17 protein-coding genes are annotated in these 17,191 nt (G+C 70.5%); 6 read left to right on the top strand and 11 right to left on the bottom strand.

Annotation, left to right across the window (positions count from 1 at the left end; all coding sequences use genetic code 11):
- Positions 1–31 precede the first annotated feature (31 nt).
- Entirely contained in the window at positions 32–1,120 is a 1,089-nt protein-coding gene (locus CXQ97_RS13260; RefSeq protein ID WP_258062564.1) for a YihY/virulence factor BrkB family protein, read from the bottom strand.
- A gap of 138 nt (positions 1,121–1,258) precedes the next feature.
- Between CXQ97_RS13260 and CXQ97_RS13255 the strand changes: the two genes are divergently transcribed.
- Positions 1,259–2,341 carry an NAD-dependent epimerase/dehydratase family protein gene (locus tag CXQ97_RS13255; protein WP_104181339.1) on the top strand — a complete coding sequence of 361 codons (1,083 nt, stop codon included), beginning with the start codon at positions 1,259–1,261 and terminating at the stop codon, positions 2,339–2,341.
- Between the two features lie 12 nt (positions 2,342–2,353).
- On the opposite strand, the gene CXQ97_RS13250 is transcribed toward CXQ97_RS13255, so the two are convergent.
- From CXQ97_RS13250 to CXQ97_RS13240, 3 genes are all read right to left on the bottom strand, one after another.
- Complete coding sequence (locus CXQ97_RS13250; protein ID WP_104181338.1) at positions 2,354–4,408, bottom strand: ATP-binding protein; 2,055 nt, start codon at positions 4,406–4,408, stop codon at positions 2,354–2,356.
- 277 nt (positions 4,409–4,685) lie between these two features.
- On the bottom strand, positions 4,686–5,729 hold the full coding sequence (locus CXQ97_RS13245; RefSeq protein ID WP_104181337.1) for an NAD(P)-dependent alcohol dehydrogenase: 1,044 nt from the start codon (positions 5,727–5,729) through the stop codon (positions 4,686–4,688).
- A gap of 263 nt (positions 5,730–5,992) precedes the next feature.
- Complete coding sequence (locus CXQ97_RS13240) at positions 5,993–6,742, bottom strand: STAS/SEC14 domain-containing protein (protein WP_104181336.1); 750 nt, start codon at positions 6,740–6,742, stop codon at positions 5,993–5,995.
- Positions 6,743–6,893: 151 nt separating this feature from the next.
- Here CXQ97_RS13240 and CXQ97_RS13235 point away from each other — a divergent pair, with 151 nt between their 5' ends.
- Positions 6,894–8,264 carry an NAD(P)/FAD-dependent oxidoreductase gene (locus CXQ97_RS13235; RefSeq protein ID WP_104181335.1) on the top strand — a complete coding sequence of 457 codons (1,371 nt, stop codon included), beginning with the start codon at positions 6,894–6,896 and terminating at the stop codon, positions 8,262–8,264.
- Between the two features lie 21 nt (positions 8,265–8,285).
- Here the strand turns inward: CXQ97_RS13235 and CXQ97_RS13230 are convergent, their stop codons facing one another.
- A complete protein-coding gene (locus CXQ97_RS13230) occupies positions 8,286–8,810 on the bottom strand; it encodes a GNAT family N-acetyltransferase (RefSeq protein ID WP_219815419.1) in 525 nt (174 codons plus the stop codon).
- Between the two features lie 232 nt (positions 8,811–9,042).
- On the opposite strand from CXQ97_RS13230, the gene CXQ97_RS13225 reads away from it, so the two are divergent.
- Together CXQ97_RS13225 and CXQ97_RS13220 are read left to right on the top strand one after the other, a co-directional pair.
- Complete coding sequence (locus CXQ97_RS13225; RefSeq protein WP_104181333.1) at positions 9,043–9,408, top strand: hypothetical protein; 366 nt, start codon at positions 9,043–9,045, stop codon at positions 9,406–9,408.
- Positions 9,409–9,503: 95 nt separating this feature from the next.
- The gene (locus CXQ97_RS13220) at positions 9,504–9,773 is read left to right on the top strand and encodes a DUF6480 family protein (RefSeq protein WP_104181332.1); all 270 of its coding nucleotides are present in this window, start codon (positions 9,504–9,506) and stop codon (positions 9,771–9,773) included.
- Between the two features lie 63 nt (positions 9,774–9,836).
- Here the strand turns inward: CXQ97_RS13220 and CXQ97_RS13215 are convergent, their stop codons facing one another.
- The 4 genes from CXQ97_RS13215 to CXQ97_RS13200 all read right to left on the bottom strand — a co-directional run bounded on the left by CXQ97_RS13215 (position 9,837) and on the right by CXQ97_RS13200 (position 12,927).
- Positions 9,837–10,163 (bottom strand): PRC-barrel domain-containing protein, encoded by a 327-nt coding sequence (locus CXQ97_RS13215; RefSeq protein WP_104181331.1) that lies wholly within the window; start codon positions 10,161–10,163, stop codon positions 9,837–9,839.
- A gap of 79 nt (positions 10,164–10,242) precedes the next feature.
- A complete protein-coding gene (locus CXQ97_RS13210) occupies positions 10,243–11,298 on the bottom strand; it encodes an iron-siderophore ABC transporter substrate-binding protein (protein ID WP_104181330.1) in 1,056 nt (351 codons plus the stop codon).
- Between the two features lie 127 nt (positions 11,299–11,425).
- Entirely contained in the window at positions 11,426–11,851 is a 426-nt protein-coding gene (locus tag CXQ97_RS13205) for a ChaB family protein (protein ID WP_104181329.1), read from the bottom strand.
- A 128-nt stretch (positions 11,852–11,979) separates the two neighbouring features.
- Positions 11,980–12,927, bottom strand: coding sequence for a RimK family alpha-L-glutamate ligase (locus CXQ97_RS13200; protein ID WP_104181328.1), 948 nt, complete (start codon positions 12,925–12,927; stop codon positions 11,980–11,982).
- A 253-nt stretch (positions 12,928–13,180) separates the two neighbouring features.
- Here CXQ97_RS13200 and CXQ97_RS13195 point away from each other — a divergent pair, with 253 nt between their 5' ends.
- Entirely contained in the window at positions 13,181–13,741 is a 561-nt protein-coding gene (locus CXQ97_RS13195; protein WP_104181327.1) for a dihydrofolate reductase family protein, read from the top strand.
- A 21-nt stretch (positions 13,742–13,762) separates the two neighbouring features.
- Here CXQ97_RS13195 and CXQ97_RS13190 read toward each other — a convergent pair whose 3' ends face one another.
- On the bottom strand, positions 13,763–15,334 hold the full coding sequence (locus CXQ97_RS13190; protein WP_104181326.1) for an AbgT family transporter: 1,572 nt from the start codon (positions 15,332–15,334) through the stop codon (positions 13,763–13,765).
- Between the two features lie 39 nt (positions 15,335–15,373).
- Positions 15,374–16,693 (bottom strand): M20 family metallopeptidase, encoded by a 1,320-nt coding sequence (locus CXQ97_RS13185; protein ID WP_104181325.1) that lies wholly within the window; start codon positions 16,691–16,693, stop codon positions 15,374–15,376.
- Between the two features lie 177 nt (positions 16,694–16,870).
- Between CXQ97_RS13185 and CXQ97_RS13180 the strand changes: the two genes are divergently transcribed.
- Entirely contained in the window at positions 16,871–17,092 is a 222-nt protein-coding gene (locus CXQ97_RS13180) for a hypothetical protein (protein WP_104181324.1), read from the top strand.
- Positions 17,093–17,191 lie beyond the last annotated feature (99 nt).

Genomic DNA, 17,191 nt, shown 5'->3' with positions numbered 1-17,191 from the left:
GGCCTCCTGGCGGATCGATCGGGCCGGCCTGCTACTGCGCCGACTCCCGCCCGTACTTCTCGCGGAGCTCGCGCCCCTCACGGATCAGCTTGAGGCGCTTCTCGGCCTTCTTCTCGGCGGCCTTGGTGTCGCGTGGCGGAAGCTGGATGCTCTCCTCCGCTTCGATGCCACCCTGCAGCTGGCGTCCGCGCTCCATCTCGGCGTCGAACTCGACACCGAACAGCAGCGAGATGTTCGCGAGCCAGATCCACAGGAGCAGGACGATCACACCGGCGATCGCACCGTACGTCTTGTCGTAGCTGCCGAAGTTGGCCACATAGAGGGAGAACGCCGCCGTGGTGATCGCCAGGACGAGCAGGGCGATGAAGCCACCCAGGCTCATCCAGCGGAACTTGGGCTGCCTGACGTTGGGGGCGCCGTAGTACAGGACGGCGATCATGAGGACCGCGAAAAGGACCAGGACGGGCCACTTGGCGATGTTCCAGATGGTCAGGGCGGTTCCACCCAGGCCGATGGTGTTGCCGACGGCCTCGGCGACGGGGCCGGACAGCACGAGCATCAGGCCCATCGCCACGATGAGGACGAGGACGATGACGGTGATGAGCAGCATCTGGGGGCGCAGCTTCAGGAAGCCCCGGCCCTCCTCCACCTCGTAGACGCGGTTCATGGCACGGGAGAACGCGTTGACGTACCCCGAGGCCGACCAGATGGCGCCGAGCAGGCCGATGACGAACGTCAGGCCGGCGGCCTGGTTCGAGGCGAGCCCCTCGATGGTGGGCCTGATGGTGTCGAGCGTGTCCGGCGGGGCGAACTGGCCGATGATCTCCAGGACCTGGTTCGTGGTGTTCTGCGCCTGCCCGAAGAGCCCCAGGAGGGAGAGGAGGGCGAGGATGCCCGGGAAGATCGCGAGGACGGCGTAGTAGGTCAGCGCCGCCGCGAGGTCGGTGCACTGGTCCTTGCCGAACTCGCTGACGGAACGCTTGAACACGTACTTCCAGGCCGGCTTCTTCACGTCCTTCGGATCGTCCGGCTTGCGGGGATCGTTCGGATCGGGGGCGCTCTGGGCCTTCTTCGCGGCGTCGCTCTGCGGCTCGCTGCGCACCCTGCTGTTGCTGCTCACGGATACCTCCGGGGTCTGGCCCCGAAAAAGGGGCGTTCCTGCTGCTGTACGTCTGCTCCAACTGCACCATAAGCTTACTTAGTAGTCCAGTTCCGATCGGCGCGTCGTCGGCGGCACCCCCTGCCCAGGAGAAAACCCATGCGCATCGCAGTCATCGGAGCCACCGGCAATGTCGGCACCGCCCTCCTCTCCAGGCTCCGGCGCGCCGCCGTCGACCGCGAGGCCATCCAGCGCTCCGGCTACGACACGTCGGAGGACACGGGCGGGCTCTCGATCACCGCGATCGCCCGCACCGTTCCCGATACGACGCAGGAGCCGTACGCCGGCGTCGACTGGCACGCCATCGACGTCGGCACCGACGAGGGCAGGGAAGCCCTGACCGTCGCGCTCGCCGGAATGGACGCCGTCGTGCACCTCGCGTGGGCCATCCAGCCGAACCGCGACGAGGCCGCCATGCGCCGTACCAACGTCACCGGTACGGCCAACGCGCTCCGTGCGGCGGCCGGCGCGGGCGTGGGTCATGTCGTGTGCGCCTCCTCCGTCGCCGCCTACTCGCCCGCGGACAAGGACGGCCGCAAGGACGAATCCTGGCCGACCGGGGGCGTCGGGACCTCCCAGTACAGTCGGCAGAAGGCCGACCAGGAGCGGCTCCTGGACGCGTTCGAACAGGAACACCCGGAGATCCCGCTGGCCCGGCTGCGACCGGGACTGATCTTCCAGGACCGCGCGGGCAGTGAGGTGGGGCGCTACTTCCTCGGTCCGCTCGTTCCGAAGGTCCTCCTCGGCGGCCTGCGGTTGCCCCTGATACCGATCCCGGCATCCTTCATCTTCCAGGCCGTGCATGCCGAGGACATCGCGGAGGCCTACTGGCGGGTCGTGGTGCGCCGCGCCTCCGGCGCCTTCAACATCGCGGCCGAGCCCGAACTGACGCCGGAACGCCTCGCCGATCTGCTCGGCGCCCGGCGCGTGATCGGGCTCCCGGTGGGTCTGCTGCGCTGGATCGTCGGCACGAGCTGGAGGCTCCGCATCCAGCGCACCGACCCGGGCTGGATCGACCTCGCGGCGCAGAGCCCGGTGATGGACGTCTCGAGGGCGCGGACCGAACTGGGGTGGGAGGCCACGCGCTCGTCCCGGGAGGCTGTCGCACAGGTCCTGGCGGGCATGCGTGCGGGCAGGGGCCAGGGCGGCTCGCCCAAGCTGTACCCGCGCTCGGAGGCGTAGCCCCCCGGGTGGTCAGGGCGCAGACACCCGGGGGACGTGCTCGGCGCCGACCAGCGGGATGCCTTCGGGCAGCTGGTCCGGCATGCCCGGCAGGCCGATCGTGAACTCCGCGCCGCCCTCCGCGAGGTTGCGCACGCTGATGGATCCGCCGTGGGCCTCGGCGATGCGGCGGCAGATGGCGAGCCCCAGGCCGGTTCCCGAGGCCTGCACGAGCCCGTTCTCGGAGCGGTGGAACTCCTCGAAGACGCGCTCGAGATCACCCGCGGGCACACCGATGCCGTTGTCCCGCACGTGGACCAGCGTCCTGCCGGTCGAGGCCTCCACGGTCGTCGCGACGGTCACCTCGCCCGTGCCGTCCGTCCTCCCGTACTTCATCGCGTTGCCCACGAGGTTCTCCATGAGCTGCAGGAACAGCCGCTCGTCGGCGTAGACCGGATCGGACGCATCCACCGTGAAGCGGACGTCGGGGAGCTGGGTGCCCGGCAGGGCGGTCCGCAGGTCGATGATCCCCTCGGCCACCCGGCCGACGTCGATCCGCGACGCGGTGAGCCGCTCCTCCTTCGCGAGGCTGTAGGCGAGCAGGTTGCGGATGAGGGTCCTCATGCGCAGGCTCGCCTGCTGGAGCCGCTCGATGCTGGCCCGCTGTTCGGCGGGTGACAGGTCCGGGTCCTCGAGCAGCTCGAGCCAGCCGTCGAAGACCGTGAGCGGCGTCAGGAGGTCGTGCGCGACGACGGACGCGAAGCGGCCGAGATCGCGCTGGTACACCCGCTCCCCCGTCACGTTGCGCATGACGACCACGGCGCCGCGCTCGCCGGGCAGGGGGACGGCGTCGACGGACAGGTGCGTCACCGCGCCCGTACGGTGGGTGAGGTCGAGATCCATGCGCTCCGTGACGGTCCCCTCCAGCGCCAGGGTCAGGGGGTTGTCCGCCGGGGCCAGGGGCTCGCCCGCCGGGGTGGTGACCTCGTAGTCCCGCCGCCACACCTCGCCGGGCCGTGCGGTGTCCGGCCCGAGCCAGCGCTCGCTCGCCTCGTTCTGGAAGATCAGGCGGTGATCCGGCCCCGCGACGAGGACGCCGTCGTTCATCCGGTCGATGACGAGATCCCGAAGGTCCGCGGCCGCCTTCGCCTCGTCCGTGGCGCGATAGAGACGCGCGATCAGGCGTCGCCGCTCGTCCATGCTGAGGGCGAGGATCGCCGAGAGGGAGAAGGCGATGAACATGAAGGATTGCGCCACATACGCTGCGGTTCCCGGTCCGAGCTCCTGGAACGGCCCGAGGCCCGCGAGGGTGAAGAAGACGAGGAAGGCGCCGCTCACGAGGCCGTGCAGCATGGCCCATCCCGCGCGGAGCCGGAGTCCGGCCCACATGTGGACCGGGATGGTGGCGTACGCGACCGGCAGGGCCGTGGCAGAGCCGAAGGTGGCGACGTAGAGGACGACGGAGACGAGGACGAGGACGGCGTACTCGGCGCGGCGTGCGCCGGCGACCGGGGAGTGCGCCTCGCCCTCGGCACGGGCCCTGATGCCGGCGGCGAGCACGATGCCGAGGGATCCCAGCGCGGTGAGGGACACGGAATGCCGGACAAGCCAGGGGATGAAGGCCGCGACGGGTTCGGTCGCGCCTTCGAGGGCACTGCCGACGACGATGAACAGGGCGCCCACCGAGCAGGCGACGAGGGCCACCGTGCCGAGCCGGAGATAATCCCCGACCGACTGCACGGTGAGACTCGGCACCAGGCGCCGGAAGAGTCGGGCGGCCACGCCCGTCTGGACCATGCTCCCGAAGGCGACCGTGAGCGCGAGCGTCGGGCTGAGACCGGTGGCCAGGTTGACGGAGGCGACGATGGGAAGGGTCGCGGCCAGGGCGAGGGCGAGATCCTGCCGCGTCCGCGAGGCCCAGAGGCCCCACAGGAAGCTGATGCCGGCGGCGGGCCAGACGAGGGCGAGGCTCGAGGACTCGAGATGGGTATGTCGACCGAAGACTGCTGCCACCGCGAGCAGGACGGCGAACACCACATGGAGCGACACCGGATGAAGCGCCGTCAGCTTCCGCGCGACCACGTGCATGCGCCCCACCCCGCCACCTGTTCCGAGAGACCATGTCCTGTCACGATCGGACCAGGACCGGCAGCGCGGCTGAGACCGGCCACCGTTGGACAGCATACGTGCTGCCCCCTCGCAACCCGGGGCACTCCGGTCCGCTCAGGGGCCGGACGGCCCAGCCGGTGCGGCGGACGGGCCGGTGGAGGCACTCCCGCGGGACGACCCGGGCCGCCGCACGCAGCGGGAGGGCACCCGAAGGCGCCCTCCCGCTGCCGACCGGAGGGCCGGCGGTGCCGGCAGGCTATCCGAGGGTCGCCGTGTCGATGACGAAGCGGTAGCGCACGTCGGAGGACAGGACGCGCTCGTAGGCCTCGTTGATGGCGTCGGCGGCGATGACCTCGATCTCGGGCGCGATCCCGTGCTCGGCGCAGAAGTCGAGCATCTCCTGCGTCTCGCGGATGCCGCCGATCCCCGAGCCCGCGAAGGAACGCCGCTGGTTGAACAGCGTGAACACGTGCAGGGGAAGCGCGTCCGCGGGAGCGCCGACGTTGACCATCGTCCCGTCGAGACGGAGCAGCGACAGGTAGGCGTCCAGGTCGATCTTCGCGCTCACGGTGTTGATGATGAGGTCGAAGCTGCTCTCGAGCTGCTTGAACGTGTCCGGGTCGCTCGTCGCATAGTAGTGCCCGGCGCCGAAGCGCTTGCCGTCGTCCTGCTTGCTCAGGCTCTGCGACAGCACGGTGACCTCGGCGCCCATCGCGGAGGCGATCTTGACGGCCATGTGCCCGAGTCCGCCGAGTCCGACGACGGCGACCTTCTTGCCGGGTCCCGCGTTCCAGTGCGCGAGCGGCGAGTAGGTGGTGATGCCGGCGCAGAGCAGCGGTGCAGCGGCCTCGTAGGGGATGCTCTCCGGGACGGACAGCACGAAGTCCTCGACGACCACGATGTGGGTCGAGTAGCCGCCCTGGGTGATCGTCCCGTCGCGGTCCACTCCGGCGTAGGTGCCGACGTTCCCGTTCAGGCAGTACTGCTCCTCGCCCTGCCGGCAGTTGGCGCACTCGCGGCACGAGTTGACCATGCAGCCGACGCCGACGCGGTCACCGACCTTGTGGCGGGTCACCTCGGTTCCGGCCTCCTCGACGACTCCGACGATCTCGTGGCCGACGGTCAGCGGGTACTGCTGCGGCCCCCACTCGCCGCGGACGGTGTGGATGTCGGAGTGGCAGATGCCGGCGTAGGCGATCTTGATGAGCACGTCGGTCGGGCCGACGTCGCGACGCTCGATGGTCGTGGGGACGAGCGGATCCGTGGCGGACGGGGCTGCGTAGGCTTTGACGGTTCTCATGCGGTTCCTCCTGGAGGATGGGGACGGCGCGCGGGCTGCGCACCGCGGGGCTGGAAGGGTCACGGGGCGGCGCGGGTCGGCGCGGTCCGGTGGGCGGGAGCGTCAGGGCGTCCGACGAAGACGAGGCGGGTTGCACGGGCGGGGAAGGGTCGGGGTCCGCCGCGATGAGCGGGCACTGACGGAGGAGCGGCCCGACGACGGCATGCTCCCCTGTCGATGGTACGTGCCGCGGGCCCGGGCGCGCTGGACGAATCCTCCGGCGGTCAGGAGCCGGGCCCGAGGGCGAGCCAGCGCCTGGCCTCCGCCTCGGTCGCGAAGAACCTCGTGGGATAGGGCGGCGCATGGAGTTGCTTGTAGTAGGTGGCGATGACCCGGTCGCCGTCCTCGCCGACGATGGCGAGCGCGGCGACGTCGAGCCGCCCCGCGAACACGTCCAGGGCCTCGTTCGTGAGGGACACCATGTCGTTGTTGCGCGCGAGCATCGGGGGGCGCCGGGACGGTTCCAGGGCGGCGACGGCGGCGACCAGCGACTCCGCCGCCTCGGTCGTCACGCTGGTGCCCGGGTCCCACTCGACCAGCAGGAGGCCCTCCTCCATCCGGGCCGTGAACGGATCCGGGTCCACCGACTCCCGGCTGGTGGTCTCCCCGCCCTCGGCCTTCCCCGTCAGCCATGCGATCGCCTCGGCCTCGACCGTGAAGTACCTGCTGGGGGTCGCCGACCGGTAGTTGAAGGCCGTCAGCACCTTGCCCACCTCGTCGACGCCCACCACGCCCGTGCGCAGCGAGCAGGTGTCCTCGATGAGGAGGCGGCGGGCGTCGAGCGTGATCGCGGCGACCAGCCCGATGTTCACCAGGAGCGGTCGCCTCCCCGCGGGCGACGCCGCCGTCACGGCAGCCATCGTCGATCGCACGTCGTCCGCCTCGATGGTGACCCCGGCCCCCCATCGCAGGCGCAGGAAGGCGCCGTCGTCCGTCAGTGTGTAGCGTGAACGCTCCCCAGCGTGCCCAGGCATCTGCATCCGTTCGAGTCGAGGCCGAGTTCCGATCGTAGGCGCAGGACTGCCCCGGCGATACCCACCGCCCTCCGGGGCGGCCGCGCGTTGTGGCACCGCCCGCATCCGGGGAGGATGGGACGAGCCGCCCGCAGAGACCGAAGGAGCTTCCATGGACTACACGTTCGATGTCCTCGTGATCGGGGGTGGACCCGCAGGGATGGCGGCGGCCACGCGTGCCGCCGAACTGGGGGCGCGTACGGCCGTCGTGGAGCGCTCGGCGCTCGGAGGGACGTGCGTGAACTCGGGCTGCGTCCCCACGCGCGTGCTCGCCAAGACCGCGCGCCTGTTCCGCGAGGTCCGGACGGCGTACGACTACGGCATCGTGGTGGACACGCCGTCCGTCGACTGGGACAAGACCGTGCAGCGCGTGCGTGCGACCGTCGCGCGCGTGCTCGATGCGAAGGGCTACGGGCCCACCATGGGGCGCCTGGGCATCGAGCTGATCGAAGGCGACGCCGAGCTGACCGGTGAGCACTCGGTCGTCGTCGACGGCCGGGAGGTGTCCGCTGCCTCGATCATCCTGTGCATCGGCGGAAGCGGCCGCCGCCTGCCCATCGAGGGCGCCGAGTACGCCGTCCTGCCGCACGAGGTGCTGGACCTCCCCAGCCTTCCCGGCACGGTGGGCATCATCGGCGGCGGCCACACGGGCGCGCAGATGACCACCATCTTCGACGCCCTGGGGTCGGAGGTCCTCCTGCTGGACCTCGCACCGCGGATCCTCATGACGGAGGACGACGACGTCGCAGCAGCGGTCACGGACGCCTTCACCGGCAAGGGCGTGCAGGTGGAGACCGGCATCAGCGGGGTCGACGCCATCCGGGAGGAGGGCGACCGCCTGAGCCTCGTCTGGCAGCAGGACGGCGCCCTACGATCGCGGTCCGTGGACGCCGTGGTCATGGCCGCGGGGTGGCCGGCGAACCTCCCCGGGCTGGGCCTCGAGGCGGCCGGCGTCCGGACCGCCCGCTCCTTCATCCCGGTGGACGAGTACCTGCGCTCGAACGTCCCCCACATCTTCGTGGCCGGCGACGCCAACGGCAGCAGCATGCTGGTCCAGGCGGCCGTCTTCGAGGGCGAGACCGCGGCCGAGAACGCCGTACTGGGCGCCACGCGCACCACGCCGCACCACCTCCTGCCCGAGGGAGGGTTCACGGATCCGGACTACGCCGGCGTCGGCCTCACCGAGACCCGGGCGAGGGAGCGCGACGCCGAGTGCCATGCCGTCACCGTCCCCTACGCCGCGGTCGAGCGTCCCATCATCGACGACCGCGAGCAGGGGTTCCTCAAGCTCGTGATCGACCGGCGCCGGGAACTGATCCTCGGGGCGCACGCCGTCGGGGAGAACGCCGTGGAGGTCATCACCGCTGTGGCCTCGGCGATGGCGGCGGGCACGGACCTCGCGACGCTCGCGCGCGTGAAGTTCGCCTACCCCACGTACAGCGCGGTGATCGGGCACGCGGCACGGGCCGCCCTGCGCAGGTGAGGAGGACCGGGGGCAGGCCCGTCACCCGTCGAAGGCGCTCCCGAACAGGAGCGTCCCCCGCGGCACGGCGCTCCCGAACGCCACGTACTGCACCAGGTCGGGGTGGACCCCGGCGTACGTGAGCCCGCCCGATACGAACCCGTAGCGGGAGTAGACGGCAGGGTCCCCGATCAGGGCGCAGCCCGCGGCACCCGCGCGGCGCAGGTGGTCGAGGCCGCGGGTCACGAGGCGGCGCCCGATCCCCCGCCGCTGCAGGTCGGGGTCGACGGAGATCGGTCCGAGGCCGAACCACGCGCCCCCGGTCCCGGACACCCGCACCGGGGAGAACGCCACGTGCCCCACGACCGAGCCGCCGTGCTCCGCGACGAGCGAGAGCGTCAACGCGCCGGACTTGCGGAGCGCCCGGACGATCCCCGCTTCGGTGCCGGAGCTGAAGGTCCGCCCCTCGAAGGCCCGTTCGGTGAGCCGGTGGATCGGATCGGCGTCGGCGGGCAGCTCGGGCCGGATGACCACGGGGACCGGAGGGGCCGGGAAGGGAGCCGTCATGGACCGAGGGTACAGCGGGGCCCGGGACCGGGTCCCGGCCGGTGGAGCCCGCCGGCGTCCGGCACGGCGGATCCTGCTCGAGGGGCGCCCGCGACCTGGCGCATCGGGTGAGCACCCCTGCACCCGATTCACACGCCGCGGTGTGTTCTCCCCCTCGGACCGCGCTGCTACAGTGGCTCCACCCGAAGGGTACGGTCTCTCATTCCTCATACCCGGCAGGAAGACGACGGCGATGACCGACAGGAAATTCAGCGCTACCGAGAAGTCGACGAGCAAGCACCCGCAGGACTGGGGGCGCGCCATGGCTGTGGCCATCTGCCGCCTCGCGGACATGGCGCGCGAGGCCGGAGACCCGGTACACCACGAGGCCCTCATCGGCGAGGACCTCCGCCTGTTCGTGGAGGACTCCGAGCATGGCGTGGACATCACGATGTCCTGGACTCCCCGCGATCAGGGCACCCCGCTGCCCGCGACCAACGGCTCGACCACGGGGCACGGGCGCGGAGGCGCCGGCGCTCCCGGGCACGGGGCGGCCGATCAGCCCTTCGATCCGACCGCGGGAAACACCGCCGGAAACACCGTGGCATTCGGCCAGTAGTCCAGTGGGGCGGGCGCCGCACAAGTAATAAGCAGACTTACAATACGCGGGGTAGGGTGAAATGGATTCACCCGGTCAACCACGCGGAGGACAGCATGAGCGAACGAAAGAACCCCGATCCCTCGAATGCCGGAAATCCGGATCCGGACGAGATGAACCTCACCGGCCTCGAACCGGGTGGGGGCGTCCCCCCGGGCGAGACGCCGCCGGGCGAGGCGAGCACCACCTGGCAGCAGCCGGACATCGAGGACAAGACGCAGTCGAAGGGCGTCACCGGTCTCTGGCTCGGCGTCATCGGCCTCGTCGTCCTGCTGGTCCTGGTCTTCATCATCGGGAACATCGTCGGCATCTTCCAGATGTTCTAGGCACCCCGGAAGCCCCCTTCCGCTCACGCGGACGGGGGCTTCTCCGTGCCCCGTCCGCCCGGGTCAGGAGGCGTCGGCGCCGTCGCGGAGCTCGTAGTAGTCGATCAGTGCCGACTCCTCCTCCGGCGACAGTTCGATGCTGCTGGCGGCACCCGGCGCGTCGGAGATCTTGCTCTTCGTCCATGCGAGGTAGAGCGCATCGCCCTCGAAGCGCGAGTTCGCGAGAGGCACGAAGTGCTTGCGCGAGTTCAGCAGTCCGAGCGAGACGGTGATCCACGCCGGGATGCCGGATTCCTTCTCGAGATGCACGTCGTTCACATCGCCGAGTTTCTTGCCGTTGCTGTCCCAGGCCGTTGCCGCCTGGAGCTTGTTGATTTCCGACTGGGCCATCGGGTTCCCTTCGTAGGACGAGCTGTGATCCGCTCCCCATTCCAGCCCAGATACGGCCGGAGGGCAATCGGCCCCTGCGTCAGGCCTTGTCCGCGGCCTCGCCGAGCATCGGCAGGAAGCGGTCGAGGGCCCAGACGAGGCTCAGGGGATTGGCGGCCGAGATCGACAGCGTGAGGGTGTTGTCGCTGTCCGCGACCAGTGCCCCGCGCTCGACCGCCGGTATCTGGCCGAGCAGCGGATCGCTCGCGATGGCCCCCTTGGTGGCCTCGTCGGGCACCCAGGTGACGAAGATGTCGGAGGCGAGTTCGTCGGCGCGCTCCGCGGACCACGGGATGAAGAACTCCTCCGAACCCTTCGTGTTCTCCGTGACGACGTCGGCCTGGACCATGCCGAGTTCCGTCAGGAACCGGGGCCGGTTGTCGTTCGCGGTGTAGACGCTGACCCCGTCGGCGCTGCCGGGTGCGAGGGTGCCGTAGATGAACGACTTCCCCTCGAGCTGCGGGTACTCCGCAGCGGCGTCGTCGATCGCCTGCTCCGTCTCCGCCACCAGCTGCTCGGCGTCGTCGGTGCGGCCCAGGGCCTCCCCGATGATGCGGGTGGAGTCCTGCCAGCCGGTGCCATAGGCGATCTCCGGGTAGGCGACCACCGGTGCGATCTTGCTCAGGGTGTCGTAGTCCTCTTGGGAGATCCCGGAGTACGCGGCGAGGATGACGTCGGGGTCGGTGGCCGCGATGTCCTCGAACGCGATGCCATCGGTCTCGGAGTACTGCGCGGGCGCGCCCTCCGTGCCGATGGCGGCGCCGAGCTCCTCGAGCTTCGCGTCCTTCCAGGGGGTGGACCGGTTCTCGTTGCCGCCGTAGGTGTCCGCGGGCATCCCGACGGGGACGACGCCGAGGGCGAGCGACACGTCGGCGTTCACCCAGGAGACGGTGGCTACGCGCTCGGGCTTCTCGGTGAGGGTGGTCTCCCCGAAGGCGTGCTCGATCGTGACGGGGAAGGCGCCGGCGTCCGCCGGGGCACTGCTGCCGCCCGTGATCGCGGCGCCGCCGTCGGCAGGACCGGTGGAGCAGGCGGACAGCGCGAGGACGGAGACGGCGGCGGCGGCGATCAGGCCGCGCAGACGGGAGGGGGCCATGAGGCTCCTTGGCTTCTATGGGGCGTGCGTGGCCTCGCTCGAGGCCTCAGGATGAATAGAAGTAAGGCTAGCCTAAGGACTCGTCGATTACGAAATACTTTTGTTTCGTAATGCCCGGCACCTCCGCCTACTGCGCCTCGCGTGCCTTCCGCGTCTCCCTGTCGTTGGCCTTCTGCAGCGCCTGGACGAGTTCGTCCTTGGACATGCCTGAGCGACCCGGTACGTCGAGCTTCTTCGCGAGGTCGTAGAGGTGCCGCTTCGAGGAGTTGGCATCCACGCCACCGGCGGTCGGCCGGGCAGCAGCCCCGCTCCCGGCGGCCTGCTCGTCCGAGGGCCCCTTCTCCGCCTTCGGCTCCCAGTGGTCCCCCACCTTCTCGAAGCCGTGCTTGAGGGAGGCGAACGCCGTGCGGCGGGCACGCTCGCCGTCGCCGTACTGCTCCTCGGCGGAGTCGAGGGTCGCCGCGAACGTGTCCTGGGCCTTCTCGCCGGACCGCTGCAGCGTGCTGGGAAGCGTCTCCTCCCTGACCTTGCCGTCCTTCGTGAAACGGGACATCGGCTGCTTCCTTCCGGGCGAACAGGTGTCCGGCCTGCCGGGGCGGCCGGGCTCGTACGAGCACGGTACCGCAGGGCGGCGGGCTTCTTGAAGCGGGTTCCGCACCGAAACGTCCGGCGTCGGACCCGTCAGCCGAGGGACGCGAGGTAGCGGACGAGCTCCTGCGGCGCGGACTTCGGCGCCACGGCCTCGACGGCGGCGTTGTAGTTGGTGTTCGTGTTGACGTCGTAGGTCAGCACACGGCCGTCGGCGGTCTCGATGAATTCGATACCGCACACCTCGAGGCCGTTGCGTCGCGCGAACTCCTCGAACTGCGCGATCACGGGGTGGCTGAATCCCTCGCGCAGGCTGAACAGCTGCTGGTCGGGTTCGGGGGCGATCGTGGCGCCGGGCGGCATGATGGGCCGGCCGGTCACCGGGTCGATCGCACAGGCATCGGCGGGGCAGAGCTGGAAGCCGCCGCGCGCGGTGTCGGCCTTGATGGCGTAGACGAACCTCCCGCCCACGATCTCGGCGCGGGTGATGAAGGGCTCGGCGGCCTCGATGAATTCCTGCACGAGCGTGATGCCGTCCTGCGGCTCCTCGAACCCGTCGGAGCCCACGTACTCGGCCAGGTCCTCGTGCGAGTCGAACTTCCGCACGCCGAGGCCCTTGCCGCCCTGGTTGTGCTTGATGATGAACGGCGTCCCGAAGTCCTGCGCGGCCTCGAGGATGCGGTTCCGTCCGACGGCGGCCACCGTGCGCGGCGTCGCGATGCCGGCGGCCCTCAGCGCGGTCAGCTGGTCGACCTTGCTCATCTCGAGTTCGAGCACACGCCGTCCGTTGACGGTCCGGCGCCCGTGGGCCTCGAGCCAGGACAGGACGGATCGGGCGTAGTCCTTCGACATCGCGTGGTCACGCGTGTGGGCCGAGGCGCTGATGCGGGACCAGAAGATGCCCTCCGGCGGCGTCTCGTCGAGGTCCAGCACCCCGTCCGTGAGCAGCCATTCGACCACCTCGACGCCCTCGGCCTCGAAGGCGCGGGCGAACGGCGGGAACCATTCCGGGTTCTCGTGCAGGGCGTAGACCGTGGTCACGGGGGTCCTTCCGTCGGAGAGGTGGGTCCGGCTGCATAACCCGTGTGCCCGGGCACCTATTCCGGGCGACCAGCGCGGCCAGCCGGTCCGGTCCCCCGGCGGGCGCCCTCGTCGACCTCCCCGGAGTCCCCCCCTGCAGGCGCGTCCGATGAGTTCCGCCGCCGGCGTCCGTCTACAGTTCGATCTGGGAATCACCGGCACGTCCTGCGTCCCGGTGCTGCCGGGCTGTCCGCCACCTGCGAGAGGGAACACCATGCGCACACTGATCGTCACCGAATTCCTGTCGCTCGACGGCATCATCGACTCGCCGGGCGGCGGCGACCACCCGCACGCCGGCTGGACCTTCAGGGACATCGAGTTCGACGAGGCGGCGTACGAGATCAAGGGACGCGAGCAGGAGGAGGCCACCGCCCTGCTGCTGGGCCGGGTCAGCTACGACGAGTTCGCGCCCGTCTGGCCGACCATGGACGAGTTCGCCGAGTACAACGCCATGCCGAAGTACGTCGTGTCCAGCACCCTGACCGACCCCGCGTGGAACAACACGACGGTCCTGCGGTCCCTGGACGACGTCGTCCGCCTCAAGCAGGAGGACGGCGGCGCCATCCTGGTGCACGGCAGCGGCACCCTCGCGAAGAACCTCGCGGCCGCGGGCCTCGTGGACCGGTACCACCTGCTGGTGTTCCCCGTGCTGCTCGGGTCCGGCAAGCGGCTCTTCGACGACGCGCCGCAGGCCGCCAAGACGAAGCTGTCCCTCGTGGAGAACGCCGTCTACCCGAACGGCATCTCGCTGGCCGTGTACGACGTCGTCCGCTGACCGGCGGACCGCCCGCGGCGGTCAGTCCTCGATGAAGATGCCGTTGCCCGGTCCGAGCGGCAGATCGAGGAAGAAGAACACCGTCAGGATGGCCACCCAGGCGAGCCAGAACGGCACGACGAAGGGCAGCATCCGGGCCATGAGAGTGCCGAGGCCCGCGTCCGGCTCGTACTTCCGCAGCATGGTCAGCAGCACGATCATGTACGGATTCAGCGGCGTGATGACCTGGGTGGCGGAGTCGCCCACCCGGAACGCTCCCTGGATGAACGCGGGCTCGTAGCCGAGCAGCGCGAACAACGGGACGAAGACCGAGGCCATCAGCGTCCACATCGAGGATCCGGAGATGATGAACAGGTTCAGGACGGATGCCAGCAGGATGAACGCGAGCACCGCCGGGTAGCCGGTCAGGCCGATGGTCTCGAGCCCCGAGGCCCCGGCGACCGCGATCCACGAGCCGATGCCGGACCAGTTGAACAGTGCGATGAACTGGCCGAGGATGAACGCGAGCACCAGGAAGCCCGCCATGTCCTTGATGGCCTCGCCCATGACCCGGGGCACGTCGCGCCCCGTGGTGATCGTGCCGACGAGCCGCCCGTAGACGAGCCCGGGGACGGTGAAGAGCAGGAACACGATGAAGACGATCGAGCTCAGCAGGGGCGAGCGCGGCAGGAACCCGCCCGTCTCGTTGCGCCACGGCGAGTCCGGGATGATCACGGCGACCAGGATCACCAGGGCGACGATGCCTCCCACGATCAGCGCCCAGCGCAGGCCCCGGGCCTCCCGCGGCTCCAGGTCGGCCCTGAGGGTCACGGGCGCCGCGGCCCCCTCGCCGTCCTCGTCGATCTCGTCGACGGGCACGTTCTGCCGGGTGAGGCGGGGTTCGAGCACCCTGTCGATGATGAACCCCGCGAGCAGGATCAGGACCACCGAGGACGCGACGTTGAAGTAGTAGTTGGACAGCGGCGTCACGGGCGACCCGGGGTTGGGTAGGTTCTCGGTGACCGCCGTCGTGATCCCCGCGAACAGGGCGTCGAGGCTCGTCACCAGGAGGTTGGTGGAGTAACCGGCACCCGCGGCCGCGAAGCCGCCGAGCAGGCCCGCGACGGGATGGCGTCCGGCCGCTTTGAAGACGAGCGCCGCGAGCGGCGGGATGACGACGAACGCGGAGTCCGACATGACCGATCCGACGACACCCACGAAGCCCACGGCGTAGGCGAGGGCCCACCGCGGTGCCGAGCCGAAGACCCGGCGGATCAGGGCACCGAGCAGGCCGGACTTCTCGGCCACGCCGACCGCGAGCAGGATGGGCAGCACCGTGGCCAGCGGCGGGAAGCCGAGGTAGTTCGCCCCGATGTTCTCGGTCAGCCACGTCAGGCCCTCCGCGGTGAAGAGTCCCTTGATGACCGTCACCTCCTCGGCGCCGGGCACCTGCACCGTCACGTTCCCGAGTGCCATCCCCGTGGTGACCACCGCGGTGATGCCGAAGAGGATCAGGAAGAGCATGAACGGGTCGGGCAGCTTGTTGCCGATCCTCTCCACGCTGGTGAGGAACCGGTCCGTCGGTCCTGGTCGGGTCGCTGCGCTGGATGACATGCGTTCTCCTCGGCGGTCGGGCGGTGATTCAGCGGGGGATCAGGCGAAGTAGCCGGGCACGTCGATCGCGCCGCCCTGCGTCTCGAACTCCTCGTGGACGGCCGCGCGCAGGGACTCGTCGACGAGGTAGTCCAGGGCCGTGAGCGCCAGCCCGACGGCGCCGTCCAGCGCGCCCTGCTCGGCGGCGGCACTCCCGGCAGCCTCGGCGAAGCCGCGCGTGTGCAGGGCGGTGGACGGCTCCGCGATGCGGATGAGCGGGTGGATCCCGGGGACACGGTAGCTGACGTTCCCGAAGTCGGTGGACGCGGCGAGGGTCTCCGAGACGACGCCGAGGGGCAGCGGGGAGCGGCCCCTCCGCTGCTGCGCCGCGACCCAGCGGCCCGTGAGCGCACCGTTGGTGCGGATGGGCAGCGACGGAGGGTGCTCGTCCCACTGCAGCTCCACGGCCGTCCCCGTCATCAGGGCCGCGCCGCGGGCGACGTCCTCGAGCCGCGCGCTGAGGTCCCTCAGGGTCGCGGGCTGCTGCGAGCGTGCGTAGAGCTTCATCACGGCGCGCCCGGGGACGATGTTCGGGCTCTCACCGCCCTCCGTGATGTTGGCATGCACGCGGTCCGACGGCGGCAGCTGCTGCCGGAGCAGCCCGATGCCCTGGTAGGCGAGGCTCGCGGCGTCGAGCGCGTTCCGGCCCATGAAGGGCTGCGCGGACGCGTGCGCCTCGACCCCCGTGAAGGTGAGGGTCAGCAGGCGACGCCCGAGCCAGACCTGGTCGGCGAGATCGTAGCCGTAGGGGTGCACCATGATGGCGGCGTCGACGTCGTCGAACGCCCCGTGGCGCGCCATGACCTCCTTGCCCGAATGGCCCTCCTCCGCCGGCGTGCCGAGGAACAGGACACGGCCCGGAAGCCGGTCGGCGTGCGCGGCCAGGGCCAGGAAGGCGCCGAGGCCTGCCGCCGCGATGACGTTGTGCCCGCAGGCGTGGCCTATCCCGGGCAGGGCGTCGTACTCGGCGAGGATCGCGATGGTGGGTCCCCGGTCCGCACTCCCCGCCTCCGCCCGCACCGACGTCTCGACGCCGTGCTCCCCCAGCCGCGCCTCGATGCCATGGCGCTGGAGCTCCTGCTGGAGCAGTCCCGCGCTGGAGTACTCCCTGAACGCGGTCTCAGGATGGGCGTGCAGGTGCCGGACGACGTGCCGCAGTCGCTCGGCGACCGCCTCCACCCCCTGCTCGACGGCCTCGGTCAGCTCGGCGGGTGCGCCCGCGTACGGTGACGGCTCCGGGACCGCCTCGGCCAGGAGGGAGCGGGTCCGCTCGTCGATCGATGCCAGGTAGGCCGTGTCCGGCCGTGCGGGTTCAGTCATTTCCGTAGCTTAGGCAACGATCAGCAGCCTGCGCAGTTCTCCGCGTGCGTGCCGGGGACGACGCGCGGGCGTGACCGGAGAAGATAACCTTCCCGAAACATCCGGGCAACACCGCTCCCCGATCATGGAGGAAGCGGCCCGTCGTCTCAGCGGGCAGCACCGAACCAAGGAGCACCGATGACCGCCATCGCCACCCACACCACCGCCCGCATCCTTGATCTCGCGGCCCTCGGCACCGGGACGTTCGTCGAGGCCCGCCGCAGGGACGAGGTGCACTACCGCGGGTACGTCGAGGACACCGCGCCCGCCCTCGGCGTCGCCTGGATCCGCGACGACATGACCGGCCAGCGTGCGATCCTCCACCTCGACGAGTACAGCATCTGGCACATCGGCGGCTGAGCGGGGCCCGATCGGTGCTCCTGCCCGACGACGGGCCTCCGCATCGATTCCCGTCGAGGCCGACGCGGTGAGCCGCCCGGCGCCTCCTAGACTGGAGGG

It is taken from the genome of Arthrobacter sp. B0490 (assembly GCF_002929355.1).
GTDB lineage: Bacteria > Actinomycetota > Actinomycetes > Actinomycetales > Micrococcaceae > Arthrobacter_D.
Note: the sequence above shows the minus strand (reverse complement) of the source record. Positions and strands in the feature narration are given on the sequence as shown.